A 19585-nucleotide genomic window follows, 5' to 3' on the forward strand; every position below is an offset into this window, starting at 1 on the left:
GCTGCGCCGGCGTCCCTGACGCGTTGATCCATCCCGATGCAGTCGGGGTGGATCGCTATCGTGCTGCCTGGATCGTTCCACTTGCCGGCAACGGAAACGATGCAGCGAAGGCGCTATCGATGATGGCGAGCTTGACGGCCTGCGCGCTCATATACTCCTGGTAGAAGCTGTTCGAGATCCACATCACCGAATGCCCGCGCTGGCCTAGCCAGCCGACGCTGCCGAGATTTTCGGCGTCGCGCAATTTGCGGGCGAGATGGGTGCGCGACAGCTTCAGCCAGTTGGCGAAGTCGCCGATCGAGACCACGCCGGTCGGGATCCGGTCCAGCCCGCCATGGTCGGGGTCGATGCCCGAGATCAGCCAGTCCATGACCGCGCCGCCATTGTTGAGCCAGGTGAAGAGCGAGAAGGTCTGCTTGGGCTCACGCACCGGACTGGACGATAGCAGGCCGTCGGCCACAAGCGGCTGCACCCTGGCGAGGCCATCGGGTTGTTGAAGGAAATTCGCCAGCCGGCTGGCGCCGTCCAGGCTGTCCAATGTCTGCAGATGGGCAAGAAGCCAGCCGGTCACCGCCCCCAGCGAGGCTGCGGTGGGCTGCAGCGGGCGGATGCGCCTGTCCTCGCTGTTTTCCAGATACTCGATGAAATTATAGTGCAGCATCTCCCGGATGAAGGCATCGGCGGTGTTGCGGCTGGCGACGGAGTGCTGGCCGATGACGTCGAGAAAGCGCGACGTCGTCAATTGCTTGCGATAGTCGCCGGGATCGCGCCTGAAATGAAGGGCGAGGCCGAGATGCGCCATCAGCCAACGCTGCTGCGTGGCAAACACCGAAGAGCGGCGCTGGTCCGCTCTGAAGGCTGTGATCATCGCCAGCGCCTGTGTCCGGACACAGCGGTGCAGCGCCGGGTGACCGGTAATATCTTCCAGATTAAGCATTATTCCCCCGTGCCTCGATCCCACCAAGCCACGGACTCACATTTTCAGGCTTCTACACCGGTGTCCAGATGTCCGTATCCCGGCGGCGAAGAGCCACCGATTCCGGCATGGGCTGCCAGGTCCTGGCAAGTGGGATGATTACCTGTGAGCGTGGAGGTTCAGCCAGCCTTCTGCATCGGGCGACAGGCCTCGAAAGCGGCATCGATGACCGCAAGCTTGGCGGCCTGCACGGTCATGTATTCCTGATAGAAGCTGTTCGAGACCCACATCACCGAATGCCCGCGCCGGCCCATCCAGCCAATGCTGCCGAGCTTTTCGGCGTCGCGCAATTTGCGCGCCAGGTGGGTGCGCGACAGTTTTAGCCAACTGGCGAATTCGCCAATCGAAACCACGCTGGTCGGGATCTGGTCGAGGCCGGCATGGGCAGGGTCAATACCGGACATCAGCCGATCCATGACGATGCCGCCATTGTTGAGCCAGATGAACAGCGAGAAGGTCTGCTTGGGCTCCCGCACCGGGTTGGAGGAAAGCAGGCCTTCCGCCACCAGCGGCTGCAGCCTGGCAATCATGCCGGGCTGCTCGAGAAACGAAGCGAGGCGATTGCCGCCGTCGAGGCCGTCGAGTGTGCGCAGATGCGCAAACACCCAGCCATCGAATTCCTTCAGTGTCGCCGGCGTCACCTGAAACGGGTGGGCGCGTCCGTCACCGGTGTGCGGCAAATATTCGATGATGTGATAGTGCAGCATCTCCTTGATGAAGGCCTCGGCCGTGTTGCGGCTGGCGACGGAATAGTGAAGCACGGCATCGATGAAGCGGGCGAGGGTAAGTTCCGTGCGGGGATCGCGCGGGTCACGGGCGAAATGCAGGGCAAGGCCGGTGTGAGCCAGCAGCCAACGCTGTTGCGTGGCGAATACGGCGGCCAGGCGCGGGCTCGTTTCATAGATGTGCAGCAGCGCCTTCGACTGCGCCTGGACATGACGATGCAGCGCCGGATGGCCGACAATATATTCGAAATTCAGCGCCATCCTCCTCGTCCTCCGGCCAGCCCCCCCGGCAGCGAAGACGCAATCACATTTCCAGCCTTAGCCGCACGTGTCCAGCCATGCCAACCCGGACAAAAGACCTAGAGCGGTCAATCGTTCCACAGACACGTTGAAACCGCCCCATCTCTTTGATTTCGAGGCAATTGCTCGGGGAAAGCGCCACACGCTTTTCGAGGGAAAAGCGTTTCACACTTTTCCCGGAAATGCTCTGGTCCGTTCGCGTCCGGCGGATGGCGCGGGCGGCATAGTCAAGCACAATACCGATGCGCGGCGGTAGGCGAGGCCGCCGCCTGTTTCAGGGATTGCGGCCCGTCGGTCTGCCTGTGCGCGAAAATGACGTGCGCAGGCGGTAGCGGTCGCCGGCGTAGCGGATGGTCGACGACAGCAGCGGCCGGCCGGCGGTGTCGACGATGAGCTGGCGCATCACCAGGGTCGATTTGCCGACATCGATGTCGAGGTGCCGCGCCAGAACGGGATCGGCGTCATGCGCCTCGATCGTGGTTTCGGCGCGCGCCAGATCGACACCGGCATCGATCAGCAAGCCGAACAGCGAGGCGTTGCTGAAGTCGACGCGGCTGAGATCGGGTACGAGGCTTGCGGCAAAGAACGAGGTGTCGACGGCGACCGGGACCTGATCGAGACGGCGGATGCGCTCGAGGTGAAACAGCGCAGCACCCGGCGCGATCGACAACTCCTCGGCTTCGTCCAGCGATGCCGACGCCTGTTCGGCGCGCAACACATTGGAGGAGGGCGTCAGGCCAAGGCGCCTGGCGGTCTCGCTGAATGATTCCAGCGTGTTGGGAAACTCCTTCGGCACCTTGGCCGAGACATACCAGCCGCGCCCGTGCGAGGGCGTCAGCACACCTTCCTCAACCAAGCTCTGCAAGGCCCGGCGCAAGGTCACCCTCGATATCGACATGCGCGTGAACAGGTCGCGCTCGGCCGGCAGGCGCGCGCCAGAGGCAAGCTTGCCTGAGGCGATCTCCTGCAGGATCGCATCGGCGGCCTGCCGCCAGAGTGGTTCGGGTCCGTCCGACTGCAGTGGCGAGCCCTCCATCGCGGTCACCCCTTGATCTTTTCCCATACGCCCGTTCGCATCGAACGGTAGCAGGCGTCAATTATGTGGTTGACGATAACGCCGTCCTCGAAGGTTTCCAGCGGCGTCGTCCCGGCCGCGAAATGGTCGACGAAATGGCGCATCTGTTGCGAGAAACCATAGGCGCGGGTTTCCTCGGGCACCGGATAGACCCAGCCGGTTTCGGCATCGGCCTTTTCGACGAGATAGCCGACCGGCTTCTCGATGAAACCCCAGACTGGGCCGACGGAGGTATCCGTCACCAGACGGCCGGCCGAGCCGACCAGTTCGTGGCGAAGCTGCATGCCGCCTTTTTCGATCCACGAGGATTCGATGGTGGCAAGCTGGCCGCCGGCGAATTTCAAAAGCGCGATGGCTGTATCTTCCCCTGACGTCTTGTCACCGTGGACCAGCGTCGCGCCCCACGCGAACACCTCGGTGATAGCATTGTCCTTGCCGAAGAAGTGACGGGCGCTTTCGACGGTGTGGCAGCCCATGTCGAGCAGGGCGCCGCCGCCGGCAAGTTCGGCGTTCCAGAAATGCGGTGCGTGCGGGCCCGAATGCGCCTCGCGGGCGCGCATGGTCAAGAGGTTGCCGATGCCGCCGGCCTGGATCATCTGGTGGGCCTTGGCGATGTTGGGGGAGAAGACCGCGCATTCGGCATAGCCGTGCCAGATGCCGGCGCGCTTGACGATGTCGAGGATTTCCTGCGCTTCCTTGCCGGTGCGCGCCAGCGGCTTGGTGCAGATGACGGCCTTGCCGTGCTTTGCTGCCGTCCTGACGGCTTCGAGATGGATTTCGTTGGGCAATGCGATGACCACCAGCTCAACCTTCGGATCGGCGCACAGCGCGTCGATATCCTTGTGCGCGGTGACCTTGGGACCCCATTTCTTGGCGAAGGCCGTGGCGCGCTCGAAACTGCGTGACGAGCAGGCCACCAGTTCTGCATTGCGCACGTCGAGCAGCGAGTCCGCATAGGTCTCGGCAATGAAGCCCGAGCCCAGAATTCCAACTCCAATCATACAAGTCCTCCCAGATTTCTTGCCATCAATTTTGGCTGTGCCCGAGGCGAACACGGCTTCTTGATTGGAAAAGACAACACAATACCACTTGTCACAAGATGTATCAGTAGGTATGGTCCGAGGCAACAGTGCAAAATCGTGAATCCACACGAGGCACCATCTTGAGGGAGAGCAGGACAATGCGTTCCATACGTGTATCGATCCCGCTGGCGGCGACGCTTGGCGTGATGTTTTCAGGGGGTGTCGGCGCCGCGTTTGCCGACCCGGTCACCATCACCTTGAACAGCTGGCGCACCGAGGATATCGCCGTGTGGCAGGACACCATCCTGCCGGCCTTCGAGACCAAGCACCCCGACATCAAGGTCGAGTTCGCGCCGATCAACACCAATGAATACAATGCCGCTGTCCAGTCGCAGATCGAAGGCGGCGCCGGTGGCGACCTGATCACCTGCCGTCCATTCGACGTGAACCGCGAATGGATCAAGCGCGGCTATTTCGAATCGCTTGACGGCTTGGCGGGCCTGGAAAACTTCGACAAGACGTCCCGCGCGGCCTGGACCGGCGCCGACGACAAGACCTACTGCCTGCCGGTCGCCGCGGTGCTCGCCGGCTTCTACTACAACGCCGACATCTTCAAGGAGCTGGGCCTCAAGGTGCCGACCACCAGCGCCGAATTCATCGATGTGCTCACGGCAATCAAGAAGGACGGTCGCTACACGCCGCTCGCCTATGGTTCAGCCGAATCCTGGCAGCTCGCCTATAACGGCCTCTACTCGATCGGCCCGGCCTACTGGAAAGGCGAGGAGGGTCGCCTTGGCCTGATCGACGGCAAGAAGAAGCTGACGGATCCTGAATTCGTCGACGCCATCGCCGCCTTCGAAGCCTGGAAGCCGTTCCTGCCGGCCGGGCAGGAGAGCCTGAACTATGCCGACATGACGCAGCTGTTCACGCTCGGCAAAGCGGCCATCCTTCCCGACGGTTCATGGGACATCAACCAGGCGACCTCGACGGGTCTCAACATCGGCGTCTTCGGCCCGCCGGTGCCGAAGGCTGGCGACAAGCGCTATCTCCAGGAAATGCCCGACATGGGCATCGGCATCAACGCCAAGAGCGCGCACAAGGATGCGGCAAAGACCTTCCTCGACTGGGTCGCCGGCCCTGAGTTCCAGGAACTCTACGTCAACGCAGCGCCCGGCTTCTTTGCCATGAGTTCGAAGCCGGTGACCTACAAGAACAAGCTGGCGCAGGATTTTGCCGATCTGAAGAAGGGCGCCGAGCTGACGCCGCGCCTGGCGCTGGACCGGCTCAGCGCCGGCACGCCGCCGCTCGACGATGAGACCTGGCGCCTGCTGCAGGTGATGTTCACCAAGTCCGACGTTACGCCGCAGCAGGTTGCGACCGAACTCCAGGCAGGCCTCGCCTCCTGGTACGGACCGCAGAAGAAGTAATCCGGCTCTGCTTAGCGCATGCCTTGCCAGTTGGCGGGGCATGCGCAAGCCTGACGGCACGCCGGCCATGACGGTCGGCGTGAAGATGAGGTTTTCCGTTGATATCTCCCGCTGCCGCCTATCGAAACCTGCTGCTGTTCGTGCTGCCGGCGCTGGCCGTCTATCTGGTCTTTGCCGTGCTGCCGCTGGCGACCTCGATCGTCATGAGCTTTTTCCAGACCAGCGGCGGCGCGGGTGACGTCTTTGTCGGCTTCGCCAATTACGAGCGGCTGTTCACCCACCCAACCATAAGCGCCCGCTTCTGGAATGCGTTGCTCAACAACATGCAGTATTTCGCCATCCATCTGATCGTCGAAGTGCCGATGGGTCTGCTGCTGGCGGCGCTGCTGACCTCGGGCAAATTGGCGCGTTCGGAAGGCATTTATCGGACGCTGCTGTTCATCCCGGCGACGCTGTCGGTGGTCATTGTCGGCTTTGTCTGGCGGCTGATCATCAATCCGCTCTGGGGCCTGGTCGGCTTCCCGCTGCTGGGCACGGAATCGACCGCGCTCACCACCATCTCGCTGATGTCGGTCTGGCAGTATTTCGGCATCCCGATGGTGTTCCTCTACAGCGCCCTGCTGGCGGTGCCCAACGAGCTGGTCGAAGCCGCCAACATCGACGGCGCCAACGGCTGGACGACCTTCTGGAAGATCAAGTTCCCACTGATTGCGCCGCAGTTCGGGCTGATCGCCATCCTCACCTACATCTGGACGTTCAACGGCTTCGACCTGGTGTTCGCGCTCAACGGCTCGGCGCCCGGGCCGAACTACAGCACCGACATTCTCGGCACCTATTTCTATCGAACCTTCTTCGGCTCGAGCGGACAGCTTGCCGATCTCGATCTGGGTAGCGCGGTCGCGACGGTCATCTTCCTCACGGTCTTGCTGGTGACTGCAGCCTATTTCTGGCTGATCCAGCGCCGCCTGAAATCCTATTCGGTCTAGGAACTGAGATGAGCGCCCAGGACCTCATGACCTCAGCCGCCCGCCGCCGCCAGGACCGCGAACCCTGGACGGCGGAGCGCATCATCGTGCATGCGCTGCTGATCGTCTTTGTGCTGCTCGCCATCGGGCCGGTGCTGATCGTCATCATCAATTCGCTGAAGACGACGCCGGCGATCTTTGGCGGGCCGTTCGATCTGCCGACGGCCAAAACCTTCAGCCTGGAAGGCTACAAGCGCGTCTTCACCCGCGGCAATTTCATCGTCAACTACCGCAACAGCCTGATCGTCACGGTGACGACGATCGCACTCACCGTGGTGCTGTCGACGCTCGCCGCTTTCGCGCTGGTCGAATACCGCGTGCGGCTGGCATCGCTGCTCGGCGGTCTGTTCGTGCTCGGCATCATGCTGCCGATCCGGCTCGGCACCATCCCGCTGATCCAGATGATGCTGGCCTGGCGGCTGATGGACACGCTGGCGGCACTCATCCTCGTCTACACCGCCATGAGCATTCCGATCGCGGTGACGCTGATGGTCACCTATTTCCGCACCGTGCCGACCGATCTCAAGGAAGCGGCACGCATGGATGGCGCCAGCGAGTTGCGCACGTTCTGGATCGTGCTGCCGCTGGTCCGGCCGGGCCTCGCCGCGGTCGCGGCCCTCACCATGCTGCCGGTGTGGAACGACCTCTGGTTTCCGCTGATCCTGGCGCCAAGCCGGCAGAACCAGACGGTGACGCTCGGCGTGCAGCAATTCGTCGGCCAGTTCATGAACGACTATCCGGCGCTGCTTGCCGCACTGACGCTCGGCGCGGTGCCGCTGGTGCTGCTGTTCACCCTGTTCTCGCGGCAATTCATCAGCGGCCTGAGCAAGGGCTACAGCAAGTAATTTCCGACATTTCGAACTGATGGAACATTGAAATGCAGATAGGCAAATACATCCGGCGGCAGCCCGCGACGCTCACCAGCCTGCCCGCCGCGATCGGCGCGGAGCTCGACGGTTTTGCGAGCCTGCGCCAGGCGCCTCAGCGGATCGTGCTGCTCGGCACCGGCTCGTCGATGAATGCGCTTCTGGCCGGCGCCGAGGCGCTGGAAGAGGGCACCGGCGCATCGGTCATCGCCAAGGAGCCGGAAGCCTTCCTGCGCCTGCCGCCCAAGGCATCGGACCAGCGCACGCTGGTTCTGGCGGCGTCGCAGTCCGGCATGAGCATCACCACGATCGAGGCAGTGCGTCTGTCGGTGGAGCTTGGGTTTCCAACGCTCGTCGTCACCGGCGAGGCCGGCAGCCTGATTACCGAAACCGGCGCCGAGATCATCGTCATGCCGATCGGCCCGGAGACGGTCGGCCCCAAGACCATGGGCTACACCGCCACGGTCATCTCGGTGCTGGCGGTCGCGGCCAAGCTCTCCAAGAAGACACTCGATGTCTCGGGGCTGCTCGCCCAGCTGGAGAAGACTGAGGAGACCGGTCTGGCTGCGGCGAAGGATCTGGTCAGTCGTTTCGGCGTTCCCGACTACATCCTGGTCGCCGGCCAGGCGACGCATCTCGGCACTGCGCTCGAAGCGTCGCTCAAGATCGCCGAGATCAGCGGCGTGCCGACCTCCGCCTTCGACACCGAAGAGGCCTTGCACGGCCATGTCTACGGCACGACGAACAACAGCCTGGTGATCGCTATTGCACAGACCGAGAGCGAGGCGAAGGTTGCGGCCAATCTCGGCGAGGCGCTGGCCGAGCTTGGACCGCGCACAGTCGTCCTCAACCTCTCTGGCCACCCGACCCGCTTCGACCTCGACGTCAGCTGGCCGACAGCACCTGAGCAGCAATGGCTCGCCGGAAGCTGGGCGCCGATGCCGCTGCAATGGTATGGCTGCGAGCTGGCGATCGCGCGCGGCATCGATCCCGACAAGATGATCTACCCCAACCTCGGACGGCGGCTCAACGTGCGCATCCGCAAGGAGGCGTGATGGTTACCGCTGTTGGAATCGACATTGGCGGCAGCTTGGTCAAGCTCGGCGTCGTCGACGGTTCAGGTAAGGTGCTCGCGCGGGATGCGGTGCCTGTACACCGCGATGTCGAGTTCGCGGATTTCGTCCATCTGGTCACAGAAGCGACCGAGACGCTGAGAAAAGCTTATCCCGACATCGCGGCCATCGGCATCGGTGTGCCGGGCACGCCCAATCCCGAGACCGGCATGCTCAACGGCCGTTGTCCGGCGATCCCGGCGCTGCTCAAGGGATCGCTGTCAAAACTGTTTTCCATCCGGTTCGGCGTGCCGGCCGTTGTCCGCAACGATGCCGTCAGCGCCACCCATGGCGAAATGCGCCATGGCGCCGGGCGTCCGTTCTCGCGCTTTGCGCTGCTGACGCTCGGCACCGGCATTGGCGGTTCCATGGTCATCGACCGCAAGGTCATCGATGGTCCGGATGGGCTGCCGCCGCAGTTCGGCTGCATCTCGCTCGACCCGGCCCGCACCGACATCGCTGACCCGGTGCCGGGTATGGTCGAGAACCTCGCCAGCGCCCGGGCGCTGGTCAACCGATATCGCCAGCTCAAGCCGGACACCGACGCAAAGGATGCAGAAACCGTCGTCGATCTCGCCAAGGGCGGCGATGCGATCGCCCTGCAGGTGGTCGACGAAGTGGCGCGCTGGCTTGGCCAGATGATCGGCATCATGTCGAACATGCTCAACATCGAGGCGGCGATCATCGGCGGAGGCTTGTCGCTGGCCGGCCCGTTCTTCACCGACCGCATTGCCAAGAACGTCCGGGATTTCGTCCTGCTCAAGCCCGGCCGGCCGCCGGTGATCGTGGCGGCCGAGCACGGCAACGACGCCGGCGTGATCGGCACAGCTGCTCTGGCGCTCGATATGTTTGCGCCGACGGCAAAGGAATAGCGCCATGGCCGATGTCGAACTGCGCAAGATTTCCAAGAGTTTTCAGAACCTGAAGGTCGTACACGATATCGACCTCGACATTGCCGAAGGCGAGTTCGTCGTCCTCGTCGGCCCCTCCGGCTGCGGCAAGTCGACGACGCTTCGCATGGTTGCCGGGCTGGACCGGCCAAGCGGCGGCGATATCCTTATCGGCGGCAAGCTCGTCAACACCGTCCAGGCCCGCGACCGCGACATCGCCATGGTGTTCCAGAGCTACGCGCTCTACCCGCAAATGACGGTGGCGCAGAACATGGCGTTTGGCCTGCGCATCCGCAAAGTGCCGGATGCCGAGGTGAAGCAACGCATTGCGCGCGTCGCCGACATTCTCGACCTCAGCGAGCTTCTTCACCGCAAGCCGCACCAGCTCTCCGGCGGCCAGCGCCAGCGCGTCGCCATGGGCCGCGCCATGGTACGCCAGCCGAAAGTGTTCCTGTTCGACGAGCCGCTTTCCAATCTCGACGCCAAGCTCCGGGTCAAGATGCGCGCCGAGATCAAGAAACTGCACCAGATGGTCGCCACCACGACCGTCTACGTCACCCACGACCAGGTCGAGGCGATGACGCTCGCCGACCGTGTCGTGGTCATGAACAAGGGCCGCATCGAACAGATCGGGCCGCCCAACGATCTTTATCATGAGCCGGCCAGCCGCTTCGTCGCCGGCTTCATTGGCAGCCCCGGCATGAATTTTTTCAAGTGCCGGCTGGAAGGGCATGGCGATAGGCTGGCGGTGGTGCTCGGCGATGGTACTGCACTCGCCGTGCCTGCCTCCCGCACCGCGCGCTATGCTGCGCACGTCGGCCGCGAGCTCGAATTCGGCCTGCGTCCCGAGCACATCACCGAGCAACGCGAGCGGCCCGATAGCGTCGACATCAAGGTGCCGGTCGAGGTCGTCGAGCCGATGGGCATGGAGACGCTGCTGCATGTGCTGGTCGCCGGCGCCGAGGCCACGGCGCGGATCGATCCCGCGGCGACGCCGAAGCCTGGGGAGATGGCAACGCTGTCGCTCGGCATGGGCCACATGCACCTGCTCGACCCTGAAAGCGGCAAGGTGCTCTGAGCGCAAAGGGCTCTGGAGCAGGTCGGGACGGTGTCCGCCACACATTCGCGTGTCGAACTGTAAAAACAATATATTATCCGTTGACAAATATAATTTTGGAGCGAATTTTTAGGTGCGGCGCCAGACGACCGTGATGGCCTTCCGGCCATCTCAAATGCAGTCCAGGAATGTGCCGGTCATGATCGACATCCACAGCGTGTCAAAGTCCTTCGTGACCAGGGATACCGATCCCGTCCACGCGCTGAAGGAAGTCAGCCTCGAAATCTACGACAATGAATTCTTCACGCTGCTGGGGCCATCGGGCTGCGGCAAGACAACCCTCTTGCGTCTGATCGCGGGCTTCGAGGCGCCGAGCACGGGCGCCATCCGCATCGCCGGCAATGATGTCGCCGCCCTGCCGCCGCAAAAGCGGCCGGTGAACACGGTGTTCCAGAGCTACGCGCTGTTTCCGCATATGAGCGTTGCCGAGAATGTCGCGTTCGGGCTGGAAATGCAGAACGCGCCAAAAGCGCTGATCGAAGAGCGCGTGAGGGAAGCGCTGGAGATGGTGCGGCTCGAAGACTTCGCCACGCGGCGCCCGGCGCAATTGTCGGGCGGCCAGCAGCAGCGCGTCGCGGTGGCGCGTGCGCTTGCCCCCAAGCCCAGCGTGCTTCTGCTCGACGAGCCGCTGTCGGCGCTCGACTTCAAACTGCGCAAGGGCATGCAGAGCGAGTTGAAGCGGCTGCAGCGCGAGACCGGCATCACCTTCGTGCTGGTCACGCATGACCAGGAAGAGGCGCTTGCTATGTCCGATCGCATCGCGGTGATGCGCGGCGGCGACGTGCTGCAGGTCGGCACGCCGCGCGACATTTACGACAATCCGCAGGACCGTTTTGTCGCCGACTTCATCGGCGAGTCCAATCTTTTACCGGGCGCCGCCCTCGGCCGCGATCCGGCAAAGACCATCGTCGTGCGGCCGGAGCATATCGTGGTGTCGCCGGCATCGGACGGCGCCAGGGGCCATGCCACCGGTGCGGTCTCCGCCATCACTTTCCTCGGCTCCGACACGCTCTACGAGGTCGTGCTGGAGGAGGGGGCCAAGCTGCATTCGCGCTCGCGCGGCGGTGCCGCACTTTCGACAGGCGACAGGGTTGTCGTCGACTGGGCGCGGGCGTCGAACGCGAGCTGGCGAACTGAGATGGGTCCGAACCGCACCTGGCTCCTGATTGTGCCGGCCATGCTGGTCATCGGCATCTTCATGGTGCTGCCGCTGCTGTTGGCGGTTGCCTATTCCTTCATGACCGCCAATCCCTATGGCGGCGTCACCCAGCCGGCGACCTTCGACGCCTATCTGCAGTTTCTCTACCAGCGCGATTTCGACGACAGCCTGGTGTTCTCGCCAAGCTATGCGCTGATCATCCTGCGCTCGATCTATCTCGCGATCGCCACCACTCTGATCTGCCTCGTGCTTGGCCTGCCGGTTGCCTGGTACATTGTCTGCCAGACGCCGGAACGGCGGCGGATCCTTTTGTTCGCGGTCACGCTGCCGTTCTGGATCAACACGCTGATCCGCACCTATTGCTGGATCCTGATCCTGCGTGACGAAGGGCTGGCGAATGGTGCGCTGCGCCATGCCGGCATCATCTCCGATCCGCTGCCGCTGCTCTACAATGACGGCTCGATCCTGCTCGGCCTCGTCTACACTTTCCTGCCTTTCATGGTGCTGCCGATCTATTCGACGCTGGAGCGCATCGATCCCCGGCTGATCGAGGCGGCGCACGACCTCTACGCCAGCCGCCCCGCCGTGTTCCGCCGCATCGTCTGGCCGTTGGCGCGGCCCGGCGCGCTGGCCGGCGCCACGCTGGTCTTTGCACCGGCGCTCGGTTCGTTCCTGGCTCCAGACCTGCTCGGCGGGGGCAAGAAGCTGCTGATCGGCAGCCTGATCCAGATGCAGTTCACCTCATCGCGCAATTGGCCGTTTGGCGCAGCCCTTTCGACCGTCGTCACGGTCGTGGTGCTGACCGTCTTCGTCATCCGCTCGCGCCGTGCACAGGAGGACCGGCGATGAATGGCGCCAAGCCTTTCGACTGGCGGCATACGCCCGGCCTGTCGGCCTACACCGCGCTGATCTTCCTGTTCTTCTACGCGCCGCTGCTGATCCTGGTGATCTATGCCTTCAACTCGAGCCGGTTGGTCACGGTGTGGGCCGGCTTCAGCTTCAAATGGTTCGTGGCTGTGGCCAACAATGGCGCGATCCGCGACGCCGCCTACAACAGCGTCATCGTCGCCATTGTCGCCACCATAGCGTCAACGGCCATCGCCACCGCCGGCGCGCTCGCGCTGGAGCGCGGCCGGCTGCGCTTCGGGCGAGGAGCAGCCACTGCGCTGATTGCGATGCCGCTGGTGGTGCCGGAGATCGTCGTGGCGATCACCACGCTGATCTTTTTCTCAGGGCTCGGCATGCATCACGGGCTGATCAATCTGATGATCGCCCACACCGTCTTTTGCATCCCGTTCGCGCTGCTGCCGATCCAGGCGCGGCTGCGCGACATGGGCGGTACGCTGGAGGAGGCGGGACGCGATCTCTATGCCGATGAGTGGCGATTGTTTCGCCTGATAACACTGCCCTTGCTGCTGCCCGCGATCTCTGCCGGCGCCATCATGGCCTTCGTCGTTTCGCTCGACGATTTCCTGATCTCGATGATGGTCTCGAGCGCCGGATCGACCACGCTGCCGGTCTACATCTACGGCATGATGCGGCTTGGCGTGACGCCTGAGGTCAACGCCATCTCCACCATCCTGCTTGCCGTTTCCATCGTCTTCGTCGCGGCGGCCTTGCTCGTCGGGCGACGCAACAGATTTGCCTAGAAAACAAGAAAACAGACCAGAGGAGAACGACCATGACCAAATGGAAAGAAGGACTTTCGAGGATAGCGCTTGCCGCCGCCATGCTCGGCGCGATCACCACCACGGCACTCGCCGATGCCGGCGAGCTGCACATCTACAACTGGACCGACTACACGTCGGACGAAATGATCAAGAAGTTCGAGGCCGAGACCGGCATGAAGGTCACCATCGACACCTACGATTCCAACGAGACCGCACTCGCCAAGCTGAGCTCCGGTGCTGCCGGCTATGACGTGATGATCATCAGCAATGACTTCGTGCCGATCTTCGTCAAACAGAAGCTGTTCCAGGAAGTCGATGCAGGCGCGATGCCGAACTTCAAGAACGTCGATGCGAAATGGCAGCATCGGCCCTGGGATCCGGATGCGAAATACACGGTGCCATGGGTGTGGGGCACGACCTCCTATTCCGTCGACACCGCCGTCTACAAAGGGCCGACCGACAGCCTGAAGCCGCTGTTCGATCCGCCGGCGGAACTGAAGGGCAAGGTCGGCATGTTCGGCTCGCCGACCGAGGTCATGTCATTGGCGCTGGTCTATCTCGGCAAGGACCAGTGCAACAGCAATCCGGCTGATCTGAAGGAACTCAATGCCTTGCTCGAGGCGCAGAAGCCCTTCGTCAAAGTCTACAATTCCGACGGCATCGTCGAGCGCCAGGTTGCCGGCGAAACGGTCATGCATGAGCAATGGTCTGGCAAGGCGCTGGCGACACGGCAGCAGAAATCGACGGTCAAATACGTCTATCCCAAGGAAGGCGTTGTCGGCTGGATGGACAATGTCGCGGTGCCGACCAGCGCGCCCAATGTCGAGAACGCCAAGAAGTTTCTCAACTTCCTGATGGATCCCGAAAACATCGCGCTGCAGCAGAAATACACCGGCTACCAGAGCGCGATCGCCGGATCGAACAAGTTCCTGGCGGCGGACATTGGCGGCTCGCCGGAGTTCAATCCGCCGGCGGATTTGAAGATCTCGTTCGCACCGTCCTGCGACGAGAAGGCGATCCGCGCCTATGACCGGATCTGGACCAATCTGCGCCAGTAGGCCGACAGCAAAACGCCGCTTGTTTGCACGGGCGGCGTTTTGTTTCCCGGAGGAATTTGGAGATGAAACCCTACGCCCGCACCTTCGTCTTTGGCGCCGGCAGGTCGGAGGCCTCGGCCGCCAGCAGGATGTCGGTGGTGACAGCCAGATGCGCCGCCAGCAATTCGGCGGCCTTCTCGGCATTGCGGTCGAGCACGGCAGCGGCGAGGTCCTGATGTTCCTTGATGATGTTGCGGGCCTTCGGCGCCAGCGAGACCGAGCGGCGGCGATAGCGCTCGCTCTGGTCGTAAAGCTGGTCGCGCAGGCGCAGCAGCCAGTGGCTGTCGCAGCCGGCCACCAGCGCCTTGTGGAAGGCCGCGTGCGCGGTCGCCCATTCGTCGCTCGAATGCACCGGATCGTCGGGCGTGTGCTCGGGCGTGCGCGACAGCCGGTGGAGCGCGGCGACCAATTGCGATTCCCAGGCGACATCGCCGACCTCGATGGCCCGGCGAATGCACAGTGTCTCGATCTGGATGCGCGTCTTGGTGAGGTCGAGCAGGTCCTCGGCCGAGATGGGGGCAGCGCGGAAGCCGCGCTGCGGCTCGGCCACGACCAGGCCTTCCGAGGTCAGCCGCGACAGCGCCTCGCGGATGGCGCCGAGGCTGACGGACAGCCGGTCGCAGAGCTCCTGGACCTTGAGCCGGCTGCCCGGCGCGATCCGGCACGACAACAGGTCGGCGCGCAGATCCTCATACGCGCCCTGGGTGAGATTGATCGAGCCTTCCCTAGCCATTCGCTTGCCCGCGGCCGAATCCGTCCATTGAGGAGTCTTGATACATTATCTCAGCCAGAAATCAGAATGCAAAATAATATATTCTCTGTTGACAGATATATAATTTCTCAACAAAGTCCAGCCTTCACCAACGAGGATGTGGCCAGTGCGATTTGCAGTCTATAAATCGTCGCGGGGACCTGGGCTGGCGATCGCCTTGCCGGCAGGCGAGTTCCGCGGCATCGACGCAAGCGATGCGATGTTTCCGGGCTGGCTGGACGAACTGATCGCCGAAGGAGGGCAAGCGCTCTACGCCGCAGGCGAGAAGCTGGCCTGCGGACGGCGCATCGATGCGAAGGCCGTCGAATGGCTGCCGCCGATCGCGAAGCCCGGAAAGATCGTCTGCGTCGGCCTCAACTATGTCGACCACTCGATCGAAAGCGGTTTTACGCCGCCGGCCTATCCGACGCTGTTCGCCCGCTTCTCGTCCAGCCTGATCGGGCATGGCGCGGCCATCCGCCGCCCGGAAGCCTCGATCCAGCTCGACTATGAAGGCGAGATGGTGGCCATCATCGGCAAGGCCGGCCGCCACATTCCCTTGGCCCAGGCGATCAGCCATGTCGCCGGCTATTCGATCTTCAACGATGCCTCGATCCGTGACTTCCAGACCAAGTCGCCGCAATGGACCGTCGGCAAAAATTTCGACGGCACCGGTTCGTTCGGGCCGATCTTCGTGACGGCGGACGAGTTGCCGCCGGGCGGCAAGGGCCTGCGCATCCAGACGCGACTCAATGGCGAGGTCGTCCAGAACGCCTCGACCAACGACATGATCTTCGATGTTGCCTCGCTGATCTCGATCATCAGCGAAGCCATCACGCTGGAGCCCGGCGACATTCTCGTCACCGGCACGCCGGCCGGTGTCGGCATGGCGCGCAAGCCGCAGCTGTTCATGAAGCATGGCGATGTCTGCGAGATCGAGCTCGAAGGCGTCGGCATCCTGTCCAATGTCGTGGCCGACGATGTCGCCGCCCGGCAAGCCGTCAATCAGTAACCCGCCAAACGCGAAAGGACGATGTCATGACAAGAGTGATGTTTCGAAATGCCATGATCTGGGACGGCACCGGCGCCGATGCCTTTCCGGCCGATCTGCTGGTCGACAATGGCCGCATTGTCACCATTGCGCGTACGCCAGGACAATTGTCGGGCGAGGGCGCAACGACGGTCGAATGCCGCGGCATGACGCTGATGCCGGGCCTTGTTGAAGGCCATGCTCACATTTCCTTCGGTGGCGCGATCAAGGATTCCGATCTCGGCCTGATCCCGCCCGAGGAGCATCTGCTGCTCACCATGCGCAACGCCAAGACCTTGCTCGACCATGGTTTCACCAGCGCCTACAGCGCCGCGACCTCGAAGCTCAGGCTCGACATCGTCATCCGCAACGAGATCAATGCCGGCCGCCTGCCGGGTCCGCGCATGCGCGCCGGCAGCCCCGAGATCACCGTCACCGGCGGCCTCGGCGACGAGCGCCAGCAGCATATGTATCACGAGAGCTTCGGCATGATCGCCGACGGCGTCGAGGAGATCACCAAGGCGGTGCGGCTGTGCTGCCGCGAAGGGGCCGACAACATCAAGATCAACATTTCGGGCGACGATCTCAGCCCCGCCGCACATGGCGGCCTCACCGTCATGAGCGAGGCCGAAGTGATGACGGCGGTGTCGGTGGCGCGTGACTTCGGCAAGAAGATCAACTGCCATGCCCGCGCCGCCGGTTCGGTGAAACGCGCGGTGACCTGCGGCGTAGACGTCATCTACCACTGCGAATCCGCCGACGAGGAAGCGCTCGATGCGCTGGAATCGGCCAAGGACCGCATCTTCGTCGGCCCGGCCATCGGCATCATCTACGGCACGCTCTACGAGGGCGAGCCCTTCGGCTTCACTCATGAGATGGCGGTGAAGTTCGGCATGCAGCGCATCCTCGACGACAGCCGCAAGGTCTACACCGAACTGCGCAAGCGCGGCGTGCGGGCGCTGATCGGCGGCGACTATGGTTTCGCGCAGACGCCGCAAGGCACCAACGCGCGGGATCTAAAACACTTCGTCGACCTGCTGGGCTATTCGCCCAGCGAAGCCCTGCAATGCGGAACGCGGCTCGGCGGCCAGGTGATGGGCCTCGGCGACGAGCTCGGCATGGTCAAGGAAGGCTTCATCGCCGACCTCCTGCTGGTCAATGGCGACCCGCTGAAGGACCTCGACATGATGGTGCATGAGAAAAACCTCATCGTCATCATGAAGGACGGCGAACTCTACAAGGACCACTCGGCCTCGGTCGCTTCGCAGCGGCAAGCGGCCTAACCGGCGACCATCATGCAGCCTGTGGTCCCGATCGATGTCGATGACACAACCGGCATCTGGCGGACCGACGGGCTGCCCATGGTCTACCTGCCCAGGCATTTCCTGGTGAACAACCATCTCGCGGTCGAGGCAGCCCTCGGCCGCGATTCCTATCGCGCTATCCTGCGCGCATCGACTGCGAAGTCGGCCATCGAATGGTGCGAGGCGCAGGTGCGCGGCAAAGGTCTCGACCCTGCGGCGACGTTCCGCCACTATTTCCAGCGCCTGTCGCAACGCGGCTGGGGCCAGTTTTCCATCGACACGCTGGATACCACCAGTCGCCGCGGCAGCATCAGCCTGAGGAATTCGATCTTCGCGCTCGAAGCCGGGCAGCAGCGCGGACAGCGCGTCTGCTACATGTTCGAAGGTTTTATCACTGGCGCTTTCTCATTCCTGCTCGGCATCGTGGATCCGACAGCAGTGGAATGCGAGGAGACCTATTGCGCCTGCGATGGCCGGCACGACCATTGCCGCTTCGACTTCGCGGCGTAAGCACGCCGGTTGTCAGCCGATTACACGTGCATAGAGTTTTGTTGACACGATGGAACACAGTGGCATTGCCACGAGTGGAACGACGGCCTTACAAACGCTGACGACGAATTCTCAGGATGGGGCAGGCGCTACTATGAGTGGCTGGTTGCATACTCTTCCACTCGCCTGGATGGCTGTCGTCGTGTTCGGGGCCACCTATGTCGTCGCGTTCATCTTGCACCAAGTCATCGCCGCTCTGTCAGCGGGCTCCACGGCGCGGTCGTTCAAGGCGCTTTCGCCTGGCATGTTGCCGCCGCTCGGTATCATCTTTGGCCTGTTTGTGGCGTTCACCGCCGCTCAGGTCTGGAGCGACAACGATCGCGCCAATGCGGCAGTCAATCGCGAGGCCAGTGCGTTGCGGTCGGTCGTGCTTCTGGCGAGCAGCTTTCCCGGGGAGCCCGAGGCGCGCCTGCGGACGCTGGTGCGCAGCTATATCGAGGAAACGACGAGCCAGGAGTGGCCGCTGATGGCCGAGAGCGCGGCGACCCTCACCATAATTCCACCGGCGCTTAACGAGGCGCTGCGGACGACGCTGGCTTTGACGCCAAGCAATCCCGGCCAGGAGATCGCGCAGCGCGAGATTACGAGGTGGCTTGAAGACGCCTTCGAGGCGCGTCGCCAGCGGGTTCTCGTCAGCTCGGCACAGGTCAACCCCACGAAGTGGGCATGCCTGATCCTGCAAGCCTTCTGTGCTCTTCTCGCGATCGCGATCGTTCATAGTGATAACCGAATGGCATCGGCGATCGCTCTTGGAAGTTTTGCGACCGGCGTGGCGGCATCCGTTCTCTTGATTCTTGCCCACGACCGGCCCTTTACGGGAGAGATCGCAGTATCACCGCAACCGTTGCTGCAAGTTATGCCGGAAGCCAAGGCGGGCGGCGGCGGATGATACAGGCAGGAGTGCCAAGACGGGCAAATTCGGTCGCGTTGTGAGGCTCTGATTTGGTGACAAGCAAAACAGCAGCCTCCTACGAGTCGTCCCTCTCATCGCGCAGATTGGACACAACGCGGCGGTTCTGCGACCTGCAGGCGTTGTCGGGGCAGTCGCGGACGAGCCTGTCCTTGCCGTAGCCCTTGGCCCACATCCGGTTGCGGTCAATGCCGCCGGCGGCGAGGTAGTTCATCACTGCATCGGCGCGCTGCTGCGACAGCGCAGTTTCGCTTGCGCCGGGATCGTCGGCGAAACCCTGCAGCTTGAGCAGCCAGCGCGGATACTTTGACAACCAGGCGATCTGGGTGTCGAGGGTGGTCTTGGCGACAGAATCGAGCGCGGCCGAACCTTTCGTGAAATAGGTGCGGCGGCCGACATTGAGGATAAAATCCTCCTCGCTGCCCGGCTGCACGTTCTGGAAGCCGGCAATCTCGGCGTTGGTGACGTCGGGCGTGGGCGGCGTGGGTGTCAGCGTGTTGCTGGTCGAGCAGGATGCGGTCAGCACCAGCAGGCTGGCGGCGAGCAGCCGGCGCGTGTTTTCAATCAAGCGGTTCATGAT

At 63.1% G+C, this 19585-nt stretch carries 18 protein-coding genes and 2 pseudogenes; 14 read left to right on the forward strand and 6 right to left on the reverse strand.

Annotation, left to right across the window (positions count from 1 at the left end; translation table 11 throughout):
* Window positions 1-55: 55 nt before the first annotated feature.
* The 4 genes from AC1DZ8_RS11030 to AC1DZ8_RS11045 form a co-directional block, all read right to left on the reverse strand.
* Entirely contained in the window at window positions 56-937 is an 882-nt protein-coding gene (locus AC1DZ8_RS11030; protein WP_477303503.1) for a hypothetical protein, read from the reverse strand.
* Between the two features lie 158 nt (window positions 938-1095).
* Window positions 1096-1962, reverse strand: coding sequence for a hypothetical protein (locus AC1DZ8_RS11035; RefSeq protein WP_477303501.1), 867 nt, complete (start codon window positions 1960-1962; stop codon window positions 1096-1098).
* A gap of 313 nt (window positions 1963-2275) precedes the next feature.
* Window positions 2276-3037: a GntR family transcriptional regulator gene (locus AC1DZ8_RS11040; RefSeq protein WP_477401045.1), complete on the reverse strand. Its 762-nt coding sequence runs from the start codon at window positions 3035-3037 to the stop codon at window positions 2276-2278.
* A 5-nt stretch (window positions 3038-3042) separates the two neighbouring features.
* On the reverse strand, window positions 3043-4077 hold the full coding sequence (locus AC1DZ8_RS11045) for a Gfo/Idh/MocA family protein (protein ID WP_477303499.1): 1035 nt from the start codon (window positions 4075-4077) through the stop codon (window positions 3043-3045).
* A 179-nt stretch (window positions 4078-4256) separates the two neighbouring features.
* Between AC1DZ8_RS11045 and AC1DZ8_RS11050 the strand changes: the two genes are divergently transcribed.
* The 10 genes and pseudogenes from AC1DZ8_RS11050 (at window position 4257) to AC1DZ8_RS11095 (ending at window position 14422) form a co-directional block, all read left to right on the forward strand.
* Window positions 4257-5525, forward strand: coding sequence for an ABC transporter substrate-binding protein (locus tag AC1DZ8_RS11050; protein WP_477303497.1), 1269 nt, complete (start codon window positions 4257-4259; stop codon window positions 5523-5525).
* Between the two features lie 98 nt (window positions 5526-5623).
* Window positions 5624-6511 (forward strand): carbohydrate ABC transporter permease, encoded by an 888-nt coding sequence (locus tag AC1DZ8_RS11055; protein ID WP_477303496.1) that lies wholly within the window; start codon window positions 5624-5626, stop codon window positions 6509-6511.
* 26 nt (window positions 6512-6537) lie between these two features.
* Window positions 6538-7395 (forward strand): carbohydrate ABC transporter permease, encoded by an 858-nt coding sequence (locus tag AC1DZ8_RS11060; protein ID WP_477303887.1) that lies wholly within the window; start codon window positions 6538-6540, stop codon window positions 7393-7395.
* A gap of 32 nt (window positions 7396-7427) precedes the next feature.
* The gene (locus AC1DZ8_RS11065; protein WP_477303494.1) at window positions 7428-8471 is read left to right on the forward strand and encodes an SIS domain-containing protein; all 1044 of its coding nucleotides are present in this window, start codon (window positions 7428-7430) and stop codon (window positions 8469-8471) included.
* Window positions 8471-9400: an ROK family protein gene (locus AC1DZ8_RS11070; protein WP_477400881.1), complete on the forward strand. Its 930-nt coding sequence runs from the start codon at window positions 8471-8473 to the stop codon at window positions 9398-9400. Before AC1DZ8_RS11065 ends, AC1DZ8_RS11070 begins: the two co-directional genes overlap by 1 nt.
* Before the next feature lie 4 nt (window positions 9401-9404).
* The gene (locus AC1DZ8_RS11075; protein ID WP_477303490.1) at window positions 9405-10496 is read left to right on the forward strand and encodes an ABC transporter ATP-binding protein; all 1092 of its coding nucleotides are present in this window, start codon (window positions 9405-9407) and stop codon (window positions 10494-10496) included.
* A 178-nt stretch (window positions 10497-10674) separates the two neighbouring features.
* Window positions 10675-11628: pseudogene (locus AC1DZ8_RS11080) on the forward strand (ABC transporter ATP-binding protein); the annotation flags it as partial.
* 330 nt (window positions 11629-11958) lie between these two features.
* Window positions 11959-12543: pseudogene (locus AC1DZ8_RS11085) on the forward strand (ABC transporter permease); the annotation flags it as partial.
* Window positions 12540-13343 (forward strand): ABC transporter permease, encoded by an 804-nt coding sequence (locus tag AC1DZ8_RS11090; RefSeq protein ID WP_477303488.1) that lies wholly within the window; start codon window positions 12540-12542, stop codon window positions 13341-13343. The pseudogene AC1DZ8_RS11085 and the gene AC1DZ8_RS11090, both read left to right, overlap by 4 nt.
* 32 nt (window positions 13344-13375) lie before the next feature.
* Window positions 13376-14422: an extracellular solute-binding protein gene (locus tag AC1DZ8_RS11095; RefSeq protein WP_477303486.1), complete on the forward strand. Its 1047-nt coding sequence runs from the start codon at window positions 13376-13378 to the stop codon at window positions 14420-14422.
* A 70-nt stretch (window positions 14423-14492) separates the two neighbouring features.
* Here the strand turns inward: AC1DZ8_RS11095 and AC1DZ8_RS11100 are convergent, their stop codons facing one another.
* Window positions 14493-15194, reverse strand: a complete 702-nt coding sequence (locus AC1DZ8_RS11100) for a GntR family transcriptional regulator (protein ID WP_477400883.1) — start codon at window positions 15192-15194, stop codon at window positions 14493-14495.
* A gap of 145 nt (window positions 15195-15339) precedes the next feature.
* Between AC1DZ8_RS11100 and AC1DZ8_RS11105 the strand changes: the two genes are divergently transcribed.
* The 4 genes from AC1DZ8_RS11105 (at window position 15340) to AC1DZ8_RS11120 (ending at window position 18984) form a co-directional block, all read left to right on the forward strand.
* Window positions 15340-16224 (forward strand): fumarylacetoacetate hydrolase family protein, encoded by an 885-nt coding sequence (locus AC1DZ8_RS11105; RefSeq protein WP_477303482.1) that lies wholly within the window; start codon window positions 15340-15342, stop codon window positions 16222-16224.
* 26 nt (window positions 16225-16250) lie between these two features.
* Entirely contained in the window at window positions 16251-17525 is a 1275-nt protein-coding gene (locus AC1DZ8_RS11110; protein WP_477303480.1) for a metal-dependent hydrolase family protein, read from the forward strand.
* A 12-nt stretch (window positions 17526-17537) separates the two neighbouring features.
* Entirely contained in the window at window positions 17538-18056 is a 519-nt protein-coding gene (locus AC1DZ8_RS11115; protein WP_477303478.1) for a DUF5943 domain-containing protein, read from the forward strand.
* Between the two features lie 133 nt (window positions 18057-18189).
* Window positions 18190-18984, forward strand: a complete 795-nt coding sequence (locus tag AC1DZ8_RS11120) for a bestrophin-like domain (RefSeq protein WP_477303476.1) — start codon at window positions 18190-18192, stop codon at window positions 18982-18984.
* A 79-nt stretch (window positions 18985-19063) separates the two neighbouring features.
* Here the strand turns inward: AC1DZ8_RS11120 and AC1DZ8_RS11125 are convergent, their stop codons facing one another.
* Entirely contained in the window at window positions 19064-19582 is a 519-nt protein-coding gene (locus tag AC1DZ8_RS11125; protein WP_477303474.1) for an OmpA family protein, read from the reverse strand.
* Between the last annotated feature and the right edge of the window lie 3 nt (window positions 19583-19585).

It is taken from the genome of Mesorhizobium sp. P2_F7, from assembly GCF_056403695.1.

What these genes read in the sequence shown, in the direction of transcription:
- AC1DZ8_RS11030 (WP_477303503.1), bottom strand. Translation starts at nt 937, where the DNA reads ATGCTTAATCTGGAAGATATTACCGGTCACCCGGCGCTGCACCGCTGT.
- AC1DZ8_RS11035 (WP_477303501.1), bottom strand. Translation starts at nt 1,962, where the DNA reads ATGGCGCTGAATTTCGAATATATTGTCGGCCATCCGGCGCTGCATCGT.
- AC1DZ8_RS11040 (WP_477401045.1), bottom strand. Translation starts at nt 3,037, where the DNA reads ATGGAGGGCTCGCCACTGCAGTCGGACGGACCCGAACCACTCTGGCGG.
- AC1DZ8_RS11045 (WP_477303499.1), bottom strand. Translation starts at nt 4,077, where the DNA reads ATGATTGGAGTTGGAATTCTGGGCTCGGGCTTCATTGCCGAGACCTAT.
- AC1DZ8_RS11050 (WP_477303497.1), top strand. Translation starts at nt 4,257, where the DNA reads ATGCGTTCCATACGTGTATCGATCCCGCTGGCGGCGACGCTTGGCGTG.
- AC1DZ8_RS11060 (WP_477303887.1), top strand. Translation starts at nt 6,538, where the DNA reads ATGACCTCAGCCGCCCGCCGCCGCCAGGACCGCGAACCCTGGACGGCG.
- AC1DZ8_RS11065 (WP_477303494.1), top strand. Translation starts at nt 7,428, where the DNA reads ATGCAGATAGGCAAATACATCCGGCGGCAGCCCGCGACGCTCACCAGC.
- AC1DZ8_RS11070 (WP_477400881.1), top strand. Translation starts at nt 8,471, where the DNA reads ATGGTTACCGCTGTTGGAATCGACATTGGCGGCAGCTTGGTCAAGCTC.
- AC1DZ8_RS11075 (WP_477303490.1), top strand. Translation starts at nt 9,405, where the DNA reads ATGGCCGATGTCGAACTGCGCAAGATTTCCAAGAGTTTTCAGAACCTG.
- AC1DZ8_RS11090 (WP_477303488.1), top strand. Translation starts at nt 12,540, where the DNA reads ATGAATGGCGCCAAGCCTTTCGACTGGCGGCATACGCCCGGCCTGTCG.
- AC1DZ8_RS11095 (WP_477303486.1), top strand. Translation starts at nt 13,376, where the DNA reads ATGACCAAATGGAAAGAAGGACTTTCGAGGATAGCGCTTGCCGCCGCC.
- AC1DZ8_RS11100 (WP_477400883.1), bottom strand. Translation starts at nt 15,194, where the DNA reads ATGGCTAGGGAAGGCTCGATCAATCTCACCCAGGGCGCGTATGAGGAT.
- AC1DZ8_RS11110 (WP_477303480.1), top strand. Translation starts at nt 16,251, where the DNA reads ATGACAAGAGTGATGTTTCGAAATGCCATGATCTGGGACGGCACCGGC.
- AC1DZ8_RS11115 (WP_477303478.1), top strand. Translation starts at nt 17,538, where the DNA reads ATGCAGCCTGTGGTCCCGATCGATGTCGATGACACAACCGGCATCTGG.
- AC1DZ8_RS11120 (WP_477303476.1), top strand. Translation starts at nt 18,190, where the DNA reads ATGAGTGGCTGGTTGCATACTCTTCCACTCGCCTGGATGGCTGTCGTC.
- AC1DZ8_RS11125 (WP_477303474.1), bottom strand. Translation starts at nt 19,582, where the DNA reads ATGAACCGCTTGATTGAAAACACGCGCCGGCTGCTCGCCGCCAGCCTG.